This is a genomic window from Sphaerotilus mobilis (assembly GCF_004216565.1).
GTDB classification, from domain to species: Bacteria; Pseudomonadota; Gammaproteobacteria; order Burkholderiales; family Burkholderiaceae_C; genus Sphaerotilus; species Sphaerotilus mobilis.
In genome coordinates, this window is sequence record NZ_SGWV01000009.1 from 682,658 (window position 1) to 698,615 (window position 15,958).

General features: G+C 70.8%; 15 protein-coding genes. 6 read left to right on the top strand and 9 right to left on the bottom strand.

Annotated features, from left to right (window positions below):
• Positions 1–2 precede the first annotated feature (2 nt).
• Positions 3–737: a GntR family transcriptional regulator gene (locus EV685_RS12375; RefSeq protein ID WP_130482305.1), complete on the bottom strand. Its 735-nt coding sequence runs from the start codon at positions 735–737 to the stop codon at positions 3–5.
• Between the two features lie 64 nt (positions 738–801).
• Entirely contained in the window at positions 802–1,056 is a 255-nt protein-coding gene (locus EV685_RS12380; protein ID WP_130482306.1) for a hypothetical protein, read from the bottom strand.
• 231 nt (positions 1,057–1,287) lie between these two features.
• Here EV685_RS12380 and EV685_RS12385 point away from each other — a divergent pair, with 231 nt between their 5' ends.
• Positions 1,288–2,637, top strand: coding sequence for a DEAD/DEAH box helicase (locus EV685_RS12385; protein WP_130482307.1), 1,350 nt, complete (start codon positions 1,288–1,290; stop codon positions 2,635–2,637).
• Here the strand turns inward: EV685_RS12385 and phnX are convergent, their stop codons facing one another.
• The 5 genes from phnX to EV685_RS12410 are packed head-to-tail and all read right to left on the bottom strand — an operon-like array spanning position 2,638 to position 8,561.
• The gene (phnX, locus tag EV685_RS12390) at positions 2,638–3,465 is read right to left on the bottom strand and encodes a phosphonoacetaldehyde hydrolase (RefSeq protein ID WP_130482308.1); all 828 of its coding nucleotides are present in this window, start codon (positions 3,463–3,465) and stop codon (positions 2,638–2,640) included. It lies immediately after the preceding gene.
• 38 nt (positions 3,466–3,503) lie between these two features.
• On the bottom strand, positions 3,504–4,622 hold the full coding sequence (locus EV685_RS12395) for a 2-aminoethylphosphonate--pyruvate transaminase (protein WP_420820829.1): 1,119 nt from the start codon (positions 4,620–4,622) through the stop codon (positions 3,504–3,506).
• 5 nt (positions 4,623–4,627) lie between these two features.
• On the bottom strand, positions 4,628–6,415 hold the full coding sequence (locus EV685_RS12400) for a putative 2-aminoethylphosphonate ABC transporter permease subunit (RefSeq protein WP_130482310.1): 1,788 nt from the start codon (positions 6,413–6,415) through the stop codon (positions 4,628–4,630).
• Positions 6,412–7,560 carry a putative 2-aminoethylphosphonate ABC transporter ATP-binding protein gene (locus EV685_RS12405; protein ID WP_130482311.1) on the bottom strand — a complete coding sequence of 383 codons (1,149 nt, stop codon included), beginning with the start codon at positions 7,558–7,560 and terminating at the stop codon, positions 6,412–6,414. Before EV685_RS12405 ends, EV685_RS12400 begins: the two co-directional genes overlap by 4 nt.
• A complete protein-coding gene (locus EV685_RS12410; protein WP_130482312.1) occupies positions 7,518–8,561 on the bottom strand; it encodes a putative 2-aminoethylphosphonate ABC transporter substrate-binding protein in 1,044 nt (347 codons plus the stop codon). The genes EV685_RS12405 and EV685_RS12410 overlap by 43 nt, the downstream gene beginning before the upstream one ends.
• A 197-nt stretch (positions 8,562–8,758) precedes the next feature.
• Here EV685_RS12410 and EV685_RS12415 point away from each other — a divergent pair, with 197 nt between their 5' ends.
• From EV685_RS12415 to EV685_RS12425, 3 genes are all read left to right on the top strand, one after another.
• Positions 8,759–9,517 (top strand): phosphonate utilization associated transcriptional regulator, encoded by a 759-nt coding sequence (locus EV685_RS12415; RefSeq protein WP_130482313.1) that lies wholly within the window; start codon positions 8,759–8,761, stop codon positions 9,515–9,517.
• A gap of 27 nt (positions 9,518–9,544) precedes the next feature.
• Positions 9,545–10,432: an EamA family transporter gene (locus EV685_RS12420; protein ID WP_242615549.1), complete on the top strand. Its 888-nt coding sequence runs from the start codon at positions 9,545–9,547 to the stop codon at positions 10,430–10,432.
• Between the two features lie 113 nt (positions 10,433–10,545).
• Positions 10,546–11,460, top strand: coding sequence for a dienelactone hydrolase family protein (locus EV685_RS12425; protein ID WP_130482315.1), 915 nt, complete (start codon positions 10,546–10,548; stop codon positions 11,458–11,460).
• Positions 11,461–11,511: 51 nt separating this feature from the next.
• On the opposite strand, the gene EV685_RS12430 is transcribed toward EV685_RS12425, so the two are convergent.
• Positions 11,512–12,687: a 4-hydroxyphenylpyruvate dioxygenase family protein gene (locus EV685_RS12430; RefSeq protein WP_130482316.1), complete on the bottom strand. Its 1,176-nt coding sequence runs from the start codon at positions 12,685–12,687 to the stop codon at positions 11,512–11,514.
• 270 nt (positions 12,688–12,957) lie between these two features.
• Here EV685_RS12430 and EV685_RS12435 point away from each other — a divergent pair, with 270 nt between their 5' ends.
• Positions 12,958–13,176: a SlyX family protein gene (locus EV685_RS12435; RefSeq protein ID WP_338054450.1), complete on the top strand. Its 219-nt coding sequence runs from the start codon at positions 12,958–12,960 to the stop codon at positions 13,174–13,176.
• Between the two features lie 54 nt (positions 13,177–13,230).
• Positions 13,231–14,181, top strand: a complete 951-nt coding sequence (locus tag EV685_RS12440; protein ID WP_130482318.1) for a CYTH domain-containing protein — start codon at positions 13,231–13,233, stop codon at positions 14,179–14,181.
• Between the two features lie 26 nt (positions 14,182–14,207).
• Here EV685_RS12440 and EV685_RS12445 read toward each other — a convergent pair whose 3' ends face one another.
• Positions 14,208–15,947 (bottom strand): alkaline phosphatase D family protein, encoded by a 1,740-nt coding sequence (locus EV685_RS12445; RefSeq protein ID WP_130482319.1) that lies wholly within the window; start codon positions 15,945–15,947, stop codon positions 14,208–14,210.
• Positions 15,948–15,958 lie beyond the last annotated feature (11 nt).

Here is a 15,958-nt window from a genome sequence, read left to right on the forward strand (position 1 = left end):
GATCAGCCCAGCAGCACGGTGGCCAGGTCGTCGTCCACGGCGGCCTCGTGGCCGTCGTCGGGCAGCAGACCCAGCGCCAGCGCGATGTGGGCCAGGTGGTGGTCCATCAGCTGGCAGGCGCGCTCGACGTCGCCGGCCTCGATGGCGTCGATCAGGTGGGTGTGCTCGTCGTTCGGGCAGGCCGCTGCGGTGGGGGCCTCGAAGCTCAGGATGGCCAGGCAGGTCAGCGGGGTCAGCTCCCGCATCATCCGGTGCGAGATGCCGCTGCCGCTGAGCTCGGCCAGCAGCACATGGAACTCGCCCGACAGGCGAACGGCGGCGCGTCGGTCGCCCCTTGCATGGGCCTGGTGCTCACGCTCGACCAGCGCGCGCAGGCGCCGCACGGCATCGCGTGCCTGGCCTTGCGCCAGCCGCCTCAGCAGCCGCCGCACGATGCCCGGTTCGAGCGTGCGGCGGACCTCCAGCACGTCCAGCGCCTCGGCGGCGCTGGGGGTGGTGACGAAGGCGCCCCGGTTGGGGATCAGCGTGACCAGCTGCTCCACCGCCAGCCGCTGCAGCACGCCGCGCACCTGGGTGCGGCTGACGTGGAAGAGCTCGGCCACCCGCTCCTCGGTCAGCTTGGTGCCGGGCAGCAGGCGGTGTTCGACGATGGCGGTGTAGATCCGCGCGTGGATGTCGTCCTTGGACGCGGCGGCAGCAGCCCGGCGCGGACGGCCGGCAAGTGGGGGCAGGGACATGGCGGGTGCATTTGAGCAAACGCCATGCCGTTGCGCATCCGGGCGGGATGCGCGCAGGCCTCGATCAGCGTGCGGCCGTGCTGAGCACCGGCGCCGGGGCGACCGTCCAGCTCACGCTGGCCGGCGGCTGGACGATGAAGGTGTTGGCGTCGATGCCCGCGTCGGCCTGGCGCGGGTTGCCCGCCTGGGTCTGGCGAGCCTGCGTGGCCGGGTGGCTGAAGGGCAGCGCGGCTTCGGCCGGCGTGCTGGCCATGGCCAGCAGGGCGGTGGCCGAAATGGCGGCGAACAGGGTGGCGGCGGCGAGGTGCTTGGAAGACATGGCGGTTCCTTCGTGGAGAACGTGGATGGAAGGCGACGCCTTCATGTTGCGGCGCAGCATGATCAGTGTAAACCCTAGGTTTTGGCCGTGTGTGGCGCTCCCCCGAACCCAAGGACGTGGCCGGCCCGATCCGGAAAAAGTGCACACGGTCGGCCCACGTGCCCGCCCGTCACAATCCGCGCTCCGGTGTGCGGCGCTCGGCCGCCACACCGCGGCCACCCTGGAACCCCCATGTCCTTTGCCTCGCTGGGCCTCGCGCCCGATCTGCTGCATGCCCTTGCCGACGAGGGCCTGCGCGTCCCGACCCCCGTCCAGAGCCTGGCCATTCCGGCGGTGCTGCGTGGCGACGACCTGCTCTGCCGCGCGCCGACCGGATCGGGCAAGACGCTGGCCTATGCCCTGCCGCTGCTGCAGGGGCTGCAGGTCTCGCGCCGGCCCTGGCCGCGTCGCACCCAGGCGGTGGTGCTGCTGCCCACGCGCGAGCTGGCGCAGCAGGTGGGCGGCGTCATCGAGGCCCTGGCCCGGCGCCTGCCCGACGCGCCCAAGGTCGTCACCGCGATCGGTGGCGTGTCGATCAACCCGCAGCTGATGGCGCTGCGTGGCGGTGCCGAGGTGGTCGTCGCCACGCCGGGTCGGCTGCTGGACCTGCTCGACCACAACGGCCTGCGCCTGCAGGCGCTGTCCGTCCTGGTGCTCGACGAGGCCGACCGCCTGCTCGACCTCGGTTTTGCCGAAGAATGGGCCGCCATCCGCAGCCGCCTGCCGCCGCTGCGCGCGCGCGCCGATGGCCGCACGCTGCAGCAGCTGCTGTTCTCGGCCACGCTGGACGAGTCGGTGCGCGGCCTGGCCGATGCCTTGCTGACGCGCCCGCAGCGCATCGACCTAAGCGGCGACGGCACCGATGCGGCGCGGGTCGACGCCGCCGCCGGCCACGCAGCGACCGAGCCCGCCCCGGTCGCGCTGCCGCACCCGGACATCCAGCAACGGGCCTTCGTGGTCGACAGCACCCGCCGCACCGGCGCGCTGCGCCGCCTGCTGACCGATCACCCCGAGTGGGATGCGGTGCTGGTCTTTGTCGGCACCCGCATGGCCACCGAGCGGGTGGCTCACAAGCTGAGCCTGGAAGGCCTGCACGCCGCGCCGCTGCACGGCGAGATGAGTCAGGGCGGGCGTGATGCCGTGCTGGCCGACTTCCGCCTCAAGCGCCTGCGTGTGCTGGTGACGACCGACCTGGCCGCGCGCGGCCTGGACATCGCCGGCCTGCCGCTGGTCGTCAACTACGACCTGCCGCGCGCGGCGGCCGACCATGTGCACCGCATCGGCCGCACCGGCCGGGGCGGCGCGGCCGGCACCGCGATCAGCTTCGTCCCGCCGGCCGGCGAGGCCCACTTCCGCCTGATCGAGAAGCGCCAGCAGCAGCGCGTCCCGCGCGAGGTGCTGCCCGGCTTCGAGCCGACCGAGGTCGCCCCCCCGCCACCGGTCGACGGCAACGGCGGCATCAAGGGACGGCGCCCGAGCAAGAAGGACAAGCTGCGGGCGGCCGCAGCGGCGGGCGCAGGCCAGGACCCGCGCAAGGCTTGATCAGGGTCGCTCGCCCGCCGCCAGCCGGGCCTCGATCCCGTCCAGTGCCGGCAGCAGGTCGGCCACGCTGTCGATGACGAGGTGGGCGCCATCGGCCAGCAGGCGTTCGGTGGCGCGCTTGCGCAGCACGGCCTGCTGGGCTGGCGCGGTGGCCTGCCATTCCTCGCGGCCCATGCCCACCGCGTTGCCGCTGACGGCCACGCCGATCGCCCAGCAGCCGGCTGCCCGGCCTTCCTGCAGGCCCACGCCGGTGTCGTCGACCTTGACGACACGGTGCGGCGGCCAGACGCCCAGGTCGGCGAAGCAGCGGTACATCATCAGCGGCGAGGGCCGGCCGGCGGCCAGGTCACCGGCGCAGATCAGGTTGTCCGGCGCGAAGCCGCCCTGCGCGGCCAAGGGCAGCAGCACGTCCATGATGGGCCGGTTGTAGCCGGTGGTCGAACCGATCTTCAGGCCGCGCGCGCGCAGCGCCTGAACGGTCTCGACCGCACCGGGGATCAGGTCGGCATGGGCTGGGATCACGGCCGCGTTCATCGGCGTGAATTCCTCGTAGAGCGCGTCGACGTCGGCGTTGCCGAATGGCCGGCCGTGGCGTGACTGCCATTGCGCCGCGATGCGCGGCAGCTGGCCCAGGGCGTGGATGTGGTCCCACTTGGCCATGCCCATCGGGCCACGCGCCTCGGTGATGCTGAGCTCTACGCCATGGCGCGCGAACAGCTGCACGAAGGCACCCATCGGTGCGCGCGAGCCGAAGTCGATGACGGTGCCGGCCCAGTCGAAGACGACGGCGGCCAGGGTGGTGTCGGGGGAAGGCAAGGTCGTGTTCATGGCGATCGTCTCTGGATGCGTGGAGGCTCAGGTCCGGCTCATGCGCGGCCCGCCGGCAAGCCCATCGCGGCGAGCGTGCGACCGACCGCGTCGACCGCCTGCTGCATCTCCAGGCGGCCGATGGCGCCGATGCAGCCGACGCGGAAGGTCTCGACCTGCGTCAGCTTGCCGGGGTAGAGCAGATAGCCCTGCGCCTTGACCGCTGCGTAGAAGGCCCGGAAGTCGTAGCGCGCATCGGCCGGCGCGTGGAAGGTGACGATGATGGGCGAGACGAGTTCGGGCGCCAGGAAGGTGCGCAGCCCGAGTGCGCCCAGGCCGTCGACCAGCGTGCGGCAGTTGTCCTGGTAGCGCGCCAGCCGGGCGGGCTGGCCGCCTTCTTCCGCGAACTGGCGCATCGCCTCGGCCAGTGCGGCGACGACATGGGTCGGCGGCGTGAAGCGCCATTGGCCCGTGCGCTGCATGTAGGCGTGCTGGTCCTGCAGGTCCATGGCCAGCGAGTGGCTGTTGCCGGCGCAGGCGTCAACGAGGTCGCGGCGGATGAAGACGAAGCCCATGCCGGGTACGCCCTCCAGGCACTTGCCGCTGGCGGCGACCAGGGCGTCGAAGCGGATCGTGCGGGCGTCGATCGGCAGCGCACCGAAGGAACTCATCGCGTCGACGATCAGGCCGCGTCCGAGCCGCTCGCAGACCTCGGCGATCTCGGCCAGCGGGTTGACCACGCCGGTGCCGGTCTCGCAGTGGATCAGGCCGACGTGGCTGATGCTGGGGTCGGCGCGCAGCAGGCCTTCGAGTTCTGCGGGCGAGATCGGCTGGTCCTCGGCGCGGCTGTGCACCGTCGTGCGCCGGCCCATCAGCGTGGCCAGCTTGCCCATGCGCTGGCAGTAGGCCCCGTTGTCGAGCACCAGCAGGTGAGCGTCGCGCGGCACCACGGTGGCGACGGCCGCCTCGACGCTGAAGGTGCCACTGCCCTGCAGCGGCACGACCACATGGCTGTCGGCCGCGTGGATCACGTCCAGCAGGCGGCGCCGCAGGTCGGCGGTCAGGGCGTTGAAGTCGGCGTCCCAGGAGCCCCAGTCCTTGAGCATCGCGAGCTTCGTGCGCAGCGTGGTCGTGAGAGGCCCGGGGGTCAGGAGGATGTTGTCGCGATCCATGGTGATGGGTTTCAGCGTGGTCCGGCCGGCTGGCGCCAGGCCTGGGTGTGCCGCTGGGCCCAACGGGCCAGCAGCAGGTAGAGCACCGTGACGGTGGCCGACACGGCGGTGATCAGCACCGCCATCGCGGCGGCCGCGCCGGTCTCGCCGGCCTCGTCGAGGTTGAGGATGGCCACCGAGGCCAGCCGCGTGTCGGGCGAATAGAGGAAGACCACCGCCGAGACCGTCGTCATCGCGTTGATGAAGAAGTGGCGCGAGACATCGATCAGCGTGGGCAGGCAGATCGGCAAGGTGACGCGCCAGCAGGTCAGGTGCAGCGGCACCTTGAGCGAGGCGGAGACGGCCTCGAACTCCGGGTCGATGGCCTTGAGCGCCGTCGTCATCGTCAGGTGGCCGGTCGTGTAGAAATGGACCAGCGTGCACAGCACCAGCAGCGCGCCCGTCTGGTAGAGGCCGTGCAGCGGATTGGCCGGCGCGTTGAAAAACAGGATGGTGCCCAGGCCCAGCACCAGGCCCGGCACCGCCATCGGGAGCAACGCCAGCAGGCGCAGCAGCGCGCGCGCCCCGGGCAGCACGGTGGTCTTCTCCAGCAGCCAGGCACCGGCGAACACGACCAGCGGTCCGATCAGCGCGGTGCCAGCGGCCAGCTTCAGGCTGTTGAACAGGGCCACGTCCAGCTCGGCATCGACCAGGCCGCTGACGTAGTGGGCCAGGCTGGGCGTCAGGTTGTAGGGCCACAGCGTCGCGAAGGACGCAAACACCGCCATGCCGAACAACGACAGCATCAGGCCGGCGATCAGCCCGCAGGCCAGCAACATCAGCCGGTCGAAGCCGGGCGAGGGCTGCGGCACCAGCGTGACCGCGCGGGCCGACAGCATGGCGGTCTGGCGGCGCTGCACCAGGTGGTCGACGCCGAAGCTCAGCAGCGCCGGCAGCAGCAGCAGCAGCGCGACGATGGCGCCGCGCTGGAAGTCCTGCTGGCCGATCACCAGCTTGAAGACGTCGGTGGCCAGCACGTTGTAGTTGCCGCCGATGACCTTGGGGATGCCGAAGTCGGTGATGACCAGCGTGAAGCTGACCATGCCCGCCGACACCAGGCCATAACGCGCGCCCGGCAGCGTGATGGTGAAGAACTTGCGCCAGGCCGAGGTGCCCATCGCGTCGGCCGCCTCGTAGAGCCGCGCATCGGCCAGACCCAGCGCACTGACCAGGATCATCAGCACATGCGGGAAGACCGCGAAGCACTCGGCCACCACGATGCCCGAGACGCCGTAGATGCCGTCGAAGCCCAACGCGCGCCAGGCGTCGCGCAACAGGCCTTGGTTGCCGAACCAGTAGATCAACGCGATGGCCGACAGCAGCGAGGGTGCCAGCAGCGGCAGCAGCGTGATGGCGCGCAGCAGGCCCTTGAAGGGCATGGCGCTTCGGGTCAGCGCATAGGCGAAGACAAAGGCCAGCGGCAGCACGATCAGCGTCACCAGCACCGACACCCACAGGCTGTTGCCAAGGCTGCGCAGCAGGGCCGGTGAGGCCAGGTAGTCGCGCAGCCCGGCCAGCGCAACGGCCCAGCCGGCGGGCGGGACGGCCGCGCCCACCGCCGCGTCCGTGGCGACCTTGCCCATCCCGTTCGCCGGCGTGAAAGCCTGCGCCAGGATGGCTGCCAGTGGCCCACCCAGGCCGACCAGCAGCAGCGCCAGCACGGCCAGCAGCAAGGCCTGGATCAGGCGGTCCGGCGCCGTCGCGTGCAGGCGCGGCGCGCGGTTGGCGTGCCAGGCGCGGGTCAGCGGCAGGTCGCTCATGCCGCTTGACCTTCGGCCCGCTCGAACACCCGCAGGCGATCGGTGCGCAGCGCGAAGCGCAGCGTGCGTCCGGCCTGCACGCCGAACTCGTCCATCTGGTTGAGCGAGAACTGCAGCAGCAGCGGCGCACTGCCCTCGGGCAGGCCGTCGACCCGGACCGAGGCGAGGCAGTTGCCGCCCAGGAACTCGACCGCGTCGACGCGGCCCTGGCACAGCCCAGGCGTGGCCGGGTCGAGCCCGTCCAGCCCCTCCAGCCGGCGGTCCTCCGGACGCAGGTAGAGCGTCACCGGCGTGCCGGCTGCCGGCTCGGTCGACGCGCGGGCCGGCAGGCGCAACTGGCCGCTGCGATACCAGCCGCCGCCCTCGGCAACGGCCTCCAGGCGGTTGCACTTGCCGACGAAGTCGGCGACAAAAGGCGTGGCCGGTTCGCGGTAGATCTCCAGCGGCGTGCCGACCTGCTCGATGCGCCCGCCGTTCATCACCACGATGCGATCGGCCACCGACAGCGCCTCCTCCTGGTCGTGCGTGACCATGATGGTGGTGACGCCCAGCTGGCGCTGCAACGCGCGGATCTCGTTGCGCAGCCGCACCCGCACGATGGCATCGAGCGCCGACAGCGGCTCGTCGAGCAGCAGCAGCCCCGGCGAGGTCGCCAGCGCGCGCGCCAGCGCGACGCGCTGCTGCTGGCCGCCCGACATCTGCGCCGGGTACTTGGCCTCGCTGCCGGACAGGCCGACCCGGTCGAGCAGCTCGTCGACCCGCCGTGCGATCGCCTGGCGCGAGCCGCCGCCGTTGACCAGGCCATAGGCGACGTTCTCGCCGATGGTCAGGTTGGGGAAGAGCGCGTAGGACTGGAAGACGATGCCGTAGTCGCGTTCCACCGGCGGCAGCCGCGAGATGTCGCGGCCTTCCTGCACCAGCCTGCCGGCGCTCTGGGTCTCGAGGCCCGCGATGATGCGCAGCAGCGTGGTCTTGCCGCAGCCCGAGGGGCCGAGGAAGCACACGAACTCGCCGCGCGCGATCGTCAGGTCGATGCCGTCGAGCGCCCTGAAGTCACCCCAGTGCTTGTGGATGCCTTCCAGGACCAGGCAGGGCGAGGCGCTCACTTGCGGGCTTCGCTCTTGCTGTCGTAGCGCTTGAGCCATTCGGCCAGCACGCGCTCGCGGTTGGCCGCCGATTCCTCGAAGTCCAGCTTGATCAGGCGCGTCTCGTAGTCGGCCGGGATGTTGGGCAGCTTGGGCGCGACGCCGGGCTGGGCGGTCAACGCAAAGTTCTTGCCGTACAGCGTCATCGCGTCCTTGCTGGACGCCCAGTCGGCCAGCTTGCGCGCGGCCTCGATGTTGCGGGTGCCCTTGTGGATCGCGAAGGCCTCCAGGTCCCAGCCCAGGCCTTCCTTCGGGAACACCAGCTCGATCGGTGCGCCCTTGAGCTTGTTGGACTGCGCGCGGTACTCGAAGGAGATGCCCGCGACGTACTCGCCGGCGGCAGCCATGTTGCAGGGCTTGCTGCCCGAGTGCGTGTACTGGGCGATGTTGGCGTGCAGCGCATCCATGTATTCCCAGCCGCCGCCCTTGCCGTCCTTGTCGCCGAACAGCGCGAGCCAGGCGACCACGTCGAAGTAGCCGGTGCCCGACGAGGCCGGGTTGGGCATCACGACCTGACCCTTGAACTCGGGCTTGGTCAGGTCCTTCCAGCTGGTCGGGATGGCGATGTTGCGCTTGGCCGCCTCGACGGTGTTGAAGCAGACCGTCGCGCCGAACACGTTCATGCCGAACCACGCCGGCGGGTTCTTCTTGTCACGGTACTGCGACATGATCGCGTCGAGGTTGAGCGGCGCATACGGTTCGAGCATGCCGTTGCGGTTGAGCAGCGCCAGGCTGGACGCAGCCACGCCCCAGACCACGTCGGCCTGCGGGTTGGCCTTCTCGGCCAGCAGCTTGGCGGTGATGACGCCGGTCGAGTCACGCACCCACTTGATGTCGATGTTCGGGTTGACCGCGTTGAAGCCCTGCTGATAGGCCTTGAGCTGGTCGGTCTCCAGCGCGGTGTAGACGGTCAGCGTGGTCTTCTGGGCGTGGGCGACGCCACCGAAGGCCAGGACGAGCGCGGCGGCGAGGGCGCTGCGGAGGATGTTCAGGCGAGTCATCGAGAGCTCCGTTGGGTGGATGTCCGTCGTTGTAGGAGCAGCAGATGACACGTTGGTGTCAGACCGGGATCGACGGTCGCCACGAGCCGTTTTCGTCGATTGAAGGTTGTGGATTGTTGACAATCTGCGATCGTCAAGATGAATCCCGGTGGCGTCGCGGCCGATAATCCGGCCTCGCCCACCTGATCCGAACCGCCATGTCGACCGAGAACATCGCCCTGCTGCAAGGCACGTCACTGGCCACCCTGGTGCAGGCCGAGGTCGAGCGCCTGATCCTCGAGGGCGAGCTGGCACCCGGCGCCAAGCTCACCGAGGCCGACCTGGTCGCCCGGCTGGGCGTCTCGCGCGGTCCCATCCGCGAGGCCTTTCGCATGCTCGAGGAAGCCGGCCTGGTGCGCACCGAAAAGAACCGCGGCACGTTTGTGCGCGAGCTGCCGATCGAGGAGGTGCTGGAGATCTTCGAGGTCCGCGCCCTGATGGACCAGCACGTCGGCCGCAAGCTGGCCGAGACCGTGAGCGCCGCGCAGGCGCGCGAGCTGCGCAAGTTCGTCGAGGTGATGGAGACGGCGGCCAAGGCCGGCGATGCGGCGACCTTCCACCTGCACAACCTGCAGTTCCACGACCGCCTGCTCGAACTGGCGGGCAACGCCAAGCTGGCGTCGACCTACCGCAAGCTCACCAACGAGCTGCGCCTGCACCGGCGCCAGAACCTCACGCCCGAGTCGATGGCGGTCTATGCCCGCGAGCACCGACAGATCGTGCGGGCCATCTCGGCCGGCGACGTCGAGACCGCCGGCCGGGCCATGCACGACCACGTCATGAACAGCCGCGAGCGGACCTGGCAGCGCCACCTGGCCACGCAGGCGGCGAGCGCGCCGCCCGCTGGCGCGAACGCCGACGCGGTCGAGCCGGTCGAGGCGGTCGCGCGGACCGCGCGGCGCCGCTCGCCGGTCTGAGGCGTGGCCAGGACCGACATGCCCGCCATGCCCGACATGTCCGCCGCGGTGCTGCTGGCCGTGCTGGTGGGCGCGCTGCTGCACGCGGGCTGGAACGCGCTGATCAAGTCCTCGGCCGACAAGACACTCGACACCGCGTTGATCCATGGCATGGCCACGCTCGTGGCCGTGCCGGCGCTCTTGTGGCTGGGCCCTCCGCCGCCGGCAGCCTGGCCCTGGATCGCGGGATCGATGCTGATCCACATCGGCTACTACGTGGCGCTGGCCGGGGCCTACCGCCATGGCGACCTGGGCCTGACCTACCCGATCATGCGTGGCAGCGCGCCGCTGCTGGTGGCCCTGTCCAGCTCGACGCTGCTGGGCGAGACGCTCTCGCCGCTGGCCTGGCTGGGCATCGCCGCGATCAGCCTTGGCGTGCTGACGCTGGGCCTGTCGCGCCAGCGCCTGCGCCCGGGCCCGGACGGCGCCGAAGACCGCGTCCGGCGCCGTCGGGCACTGCTGTTCGCCTTCGGCAACGCCGGCTTCATCGCCGCCTACACCCTGGTCGATGGCATCGGCGTGCGGGCGGCCGGCGAGCCCGGGCCCTACATCGCGGCGCTGTTCCTGTTCGACGGCCTGCCCTACCTCGGCCTGGTGCTGTGGCAGCGGCGTGCCGACCTCGGCCCCGTGCGCCGCTACATGGCCGGACGCTGGCCGCTGGCCTCGCTGGGCACGCTGGCGTCGATCGGCAGCTACGGGATCGCGCTGTGGGCCATGACGCGCTCGCCAGTCGCCACGGTCGCAGCCGTCCGCGAGACCTCGGTGCTGTTCGCGGCCCTGATCGGTGCCGTGCTGTTGCGCGAGCCCTTCGGCTGGCAGCGGGGTGTCGGCACCGCCGTCATCGTGGGTGGCGTAATGGCCCTGAGACTGGGCTGAAGTCACCCCCAACTGGGCCGACAACTTGTCGTGGCCGTCGGTGGGCCTGCGGGTGACAAGGCCTTGTGTGCTCACGTACAACCCGGGCCTCCAACTCACCCGGGAGCCTATCCATGTCTGATCTGTCCGATGCCCCTCGCCGCCTGACTTCGGCCGACTTCGATCCGGCCGTCCTGAAGCTGTTCGACCAATACGTGCACGGCCTGCTCGACCGGCGCGGTTTCCTTGACCAGGCCGGTCGATATGCGGCGGTGGCGGGCACCACCTCGGTGGCGCTGCTGGCCGCACTCAGCCCGGACTTCGTCAGCGCCCAACAGGTCAAGCCCGACGATGCGCGGCTGAAGACCGAGACCGTGACCATCGCCTCGCCCAACGGTTCGGGCTCGATCAAGGCCTATGTCTGCCGGCCGGCCAACGTCAGCGGCCCGCTGCCCGTGATCCTGGTCGTGCACGAGAACCGTGGCCTGAACCCGCACATCGAGGACATCACCCGGCGTCTGGCGCTGGACAACTTCATCGCCGTCGCGCCCGATGCCCTGACCGCCCTGGGCGGCTATCCCGGCGACGAGGACAAGGCGCGCGAGGCCTTTGGCAAGCTCGACCAGACCAAGATCCGGCAGGACTTCCTGGCCGCTGCGGCCTGGACCCGCAGCCTCGCCGGTGCGAGCGGCAAGCTCGGCAGCGTTGGCTTCTGCTACGGCGGCGGCATGGTGAACTTCCTGGCCACCCAGTTGCCTGACCTGGTCGCCGGTGCGCCCTTCTACGGGCCCGCGCCTGCGGCCGATCAGGTCGCGAAGATCAAGGCCGAGCTGTTCATCGTCTACGCCGAAAACGACGAGCGCATCAACGCCGGCTGGCCGGCCTACGAGGCGGCGCTGAAGGCCGCCGGCGTGCGCCACGCCGCCCAGGTCTACCCGGGCACGCAGCACGGCTTCAACAACGACACCACGCCGCGCTTCGATGCCAAGGCAGCGGCGCAGGCCTGGACCAGCACGCTGGCGCTGTTCAACCGCACGCTGCGCGGCTGAGGACGCGTCTGTCGGGGCCCCGGCTGCGGCTTGCCGCAGCCGGGGCCCTGTTCACGTCGGCTGGATCACGCCACGCCGGATCTGGTCGCGCTCCATCGACTCGAACAGGGCCTTGAAGTTGCCCTCGCCGAAGCCTTCGTCGGCCTTGCGCTCGATGAACTCGAAGAAGACCGGGCCCAGCAGGGGCTGGCTGAAGATCTGCAGCAGCAGGCGCTTCTGGCCACCGGCGGTCGAGCCGTCCATCAGGATGCCGCGGGCCTGCAGTTCGGGCACCGGCTCACCATGGCCGGGCAGGCGCTCGGCCAGCATCTCGTAGTAGATGTCGTTGGGGGCGGTCATCAGCGGGATGCCGGCCATTTGCAGCGCGTCGACGGTGTCGATCAGGTTGGCGGTCGACAGCGCCACGTGCTGGATGCCCTCGCCGTTGAACTGCATCAGGAACTCCTCGATCTGGCCGGCGCCCTTGCCCGATTCCTCGTTCAGCGGGATGCGGATCAGCCCGTCCGGCGCGGTCATCGCACGGCTGGTCAGGCCGGTGTATTCGCCCTGGATGTCGAAGTAGCGGATCTCGCGGAAGTTGAACAGCCGCTCGTAGAACCCGCCCCAGAACGCCATGCGGCCACGGTAGACGTTGTGCGTCAGGTGGTCGATCTGCTGCAGGCCATGGCCGACCGGGCGGCGCGGCACGCCCTCGATGAACTCGAAGTCGATGTCGTAGATGGACTTGCCTTCCTGGACCGACGCCCTGCCGCCCGAAGTCGGTTCGGCCCCCTCGGGGGGTGGGGGGCTGTCGAAGCGGTCGATCAGGTAGAGCGGCGCGCCGCCGATGCCCTTGATGGCCGGCAGGCGCAGCTCCATCGGTCCGGTCGGGATCTCGATGGGCTGGGCGCCGAGTTCAAGCGCCCGCGCGTAGGCCCGGTGCGAGTCCTTGACCCGGAAGGCCAGCCCGCAGGCGCTCGGCCCGTGCTCGGCGGCGAAGTAGCCGGCCAGGCTGCGCGGCTCGCGGTTGACGATGAAGTTGATGCCGCCCTGACGGTAGAGCAGCACATCCTTGCTGCGGTGACGGGCGACCAGCGTGAAGCCCATGCGCTCGAACAGCGGCTCCAGCAGGCCGGGGGTGGGCGAGGCGAACTCGACGAACTCGAAGCCCATCAGGCCCATCGGGTTGTCGATGGTGGCGGGTGTGGGAACAGAAACGGGAACGGATGCGGGAACGGCTGCGGACATGGAAGTCCTCCATGGATGACAAATGCCGGAACGGCGGAACGGCGGAACGCAAACAGCCGGCGCGCCAGTGCGCCGGCACACGGACAGGCTCAGGCCGCGTCCGGCGGCGCGCACGGGCGACCCCGCACGCTGCGCGCGAGGTGCATGCCGACGATGAGCCGTGGTTCGTTCATGGAGGAGGGGAAAGCGCTGAACGGCCAGTCTATCGGGCGGTCCCTGGCTTGAACATCCGGAACGACAAGGTCATGCACGCCATCGAGAATGCCGGCCATGACGCCCGAACAGATCGACCAGCGCCTGACCGACCTTGAGGTCAAGCTCAGCTACACCGAGGACCTGGTGGAGCACCTCAACACCGTCGTGATCGGGCAGGCCCGCCAGATCGACCTGCTGGTGCGCGAGCTGACGCGGCTGCGCCAGCAGGCCGATGACCAGACCAGCGCGCCCGGCACCCGCAGCCTGCGCGACGAGCTGCCGCCGCACTACTGACCTGACCCGACCTGACCTGACCTGACCTCACTGACGTTGCAGACGGAAGTTGCCATGTTCGAGACCGAACTGAAGTTCCAGATCCCGCCCGAGCGACTGCCCGGTGTCCGTCAGGCCCTGGCCACCGTCGCCGCCGGGGGGCTGCGCCTGCGGGCCCGCTACTTCGACACGCCCGACCGTCGCCTCGGCTACGCCGCGATGGCGCTGCGTCTGCGGCTGGAAGGGGATCGCTGGGTGCAGACCCTCAAGGGGCGCGGTGACGGCATGCTGCAGCGGCTCGATCACGAGGTCGTGCTCGATGGCGCCGACCCCGCCCGCGCGCCGCTGCTGGACCTGTCGCGTCACGACGGCAACGCCGCTGGCGAGGCGCTGCGGCGCGCCCTGGGCGATGCCGCCGACCGGCTGGCCTGCCGCTTCGAGACCGACGTGTCGCGCACGCTGGGCCATGTCGAACAGGGTGGCGCCACGATCGAGCTGGCGCTGGATCTGGGCGAGATCCGCGCCGGCGCGGCGGTCTGGCCGCTGCACGAACTGGAGTTCGAGCTCAAGGCCGGACCGGTTGCCGGCCTGCTCGCCGAGGCGCGCACCTGGGTCGCGCAACACGGGCTCTGGCTGGATGTGCGCTCCAAGGCCGAACGTGGCGAGCGGCTGGCCAGCGGCCTCGTGGTCGGTCCGGCCCATGCGCTGCCAGCGACCGGGGACGGCCGCGCGCCGATGCCGGCTCTGGCGAAGACGCTGGCCGCAGTCCTGGCGAACCTGTCCGATCGGGTCGATCCGCGCTGCGCCAGCGCCGACCGCCGGGACCACGCACGCTGGGCGCAGGCGGGCCTTGTTCAACTCTGCGAGCGGGGCACCGAGCCGGACCTGGTCGCACGCACCGAGGCGCTCGTCCGGCGGCTCCAGGCCTTCGGGCCTGACGCCGCAGCCGACCCGGCCGACTGGCTGCGCGATGCCCCCGTGCAAGCGCTCTGGCTGGACTGGATCGGCGCGGCAACAGGGCACTGACGCGCCCGCGCGGCGTCGCGGCGGCTTCAGGCCGCCACGACGCGGCGCCCGACCGCGCCGGCCAGCACCTTGCGGCTCGTGCTGGCGTCGACGGTGTAGGTGCGTGAGGCCACCGTGTCGACATAGACCCAGTTGGCGACACATTCGGCCGCCGTCGCGGTCACCAGCAGGTAGCCGCGCCGGGCGGTGTCGCAGTACTGCAGCGGCCCGATCAGCTGGGTCAGACCTGCGGCCAGCGCCGCCGGGTCGTCGGTCAGGATGGTCTCGAAACCGGGCGAGCTGACCGACGAGGTCGCGAACTCGACACCCACCGGGTTGCCCGCGCCATCGTCCAGGTCCGAGGCCCAGGCGTTGTGCGTGTCGCCGGCCAGCACGACCAGGTTCTTGCCCAGAGTCCTCGCTGCGCCCAGCACCTGCTCGCGGTTGACGGGGTAGCCGTCCCAGGCGTCCAGGTTGTAGGGCAGGCTGGGCTGGGCCAGGATGGCCTGCTCGGTGGGGGTGAGCGTCAGCGGCGCCGTCGCGGCCTTGGCCGCGATCGCGCCGTAGGCCGACACGCTCACGCCGGTGCCCGGCGTCAGCGCTTCGAACAGGATGGGCGCGGGGATGTTCATGCGGCCCATCAGCACCTGCTGGCCCAGCACCTGCCAGGTGGCGGTCGATGCCGTCAGCTGCTGCTGCAGCCACGCTGTCTGTGTGCTGCCCAGCAGGCTGCGGGCGGGGTCGCTCAGGCTGGTGGTGAAGCCTGCCGCGTCGAAGGCGCCCCCGGCACCGAGGTAGTCGGCGACGTCGATCTGCAGCGCCCGGCCGGCCAGCCGGGTATCGAGCATGTGCAGCGAGACCAGGTTGCCGAAATCGAAGCTGCGGTAGATCGTGCCGCGATCGCTGCCGGTGCGCACCGGCAACCACTCATGCCAGGCCTGCAAGGCGGCGGCCTTGCGATCGGCGTAGAGGCCTTCGGCGGGCGCGGTGTGGTTCTCGGCTCCGTCGGTCCAGGCGTCGTTGGCGATCTCGTGATCGTCCCAGACGGCGATCATCGGCGCGGCCGCATGCAGGGCCTGCAGGTCGGCATCGCCGCGGTACTGGGCGTGGCGGGTGCGGTAGTCGGCCAGCGTCAGCAGCTCGCCGGCCGGCAAGACCTCGCGGCCCAGCGCGCTGGCGGTGGCGCTGGCATAACCGGCCCGGTCGTACTCGTAGAGGTAGTCGCCGAGGTGGACGCAGGCGTCGAGGTCGTCGCGCCGGGCCGCTTCGGCATAGACGTTGAAGTAGCCGGCCGGGTAGTTGGCGCAGGAGAACACCGCCAGCCTGACCTGGGCGACCGAGCCGCTGGGCAGCGTGCGCGTGCGGCCCACCGGCGAACGCCGGTCGCCGACGCTGAAGCGATACCAGAAGCGCGAGCCGGCCGCGAGCCCGGTGGCGTCGACCTTGACGGTCCAGTCGCGGCTGGCATCGGTGCGTTCGATCCCACGGGCGACGACGCGGCTGAAGTCGGCCGCATCGGCGACCTCCCAGCGCACGTCGACGGCGGCCGGATCTCGCTCCGGGCTGATGCGGGTCCAGAGGATGACGCGGTCGGCCAGCGGATCGCCGCTGGCCACGCCGTGCCGGTACTGCACCGGCTCGGCATCGTCACCGCCGCCGCAGCCGGCCAGGCCGAGCGTGCCCAGGGCCATGCCGCCGACAGCCAGACCCTGCAGGAAGCTGCGACGACCGGTGGCGTCCGGTGATGTCGCCGAATGGGCCGTCGAGGGGCCAGTGGAAGGGTTCATGCGAGGGTTCG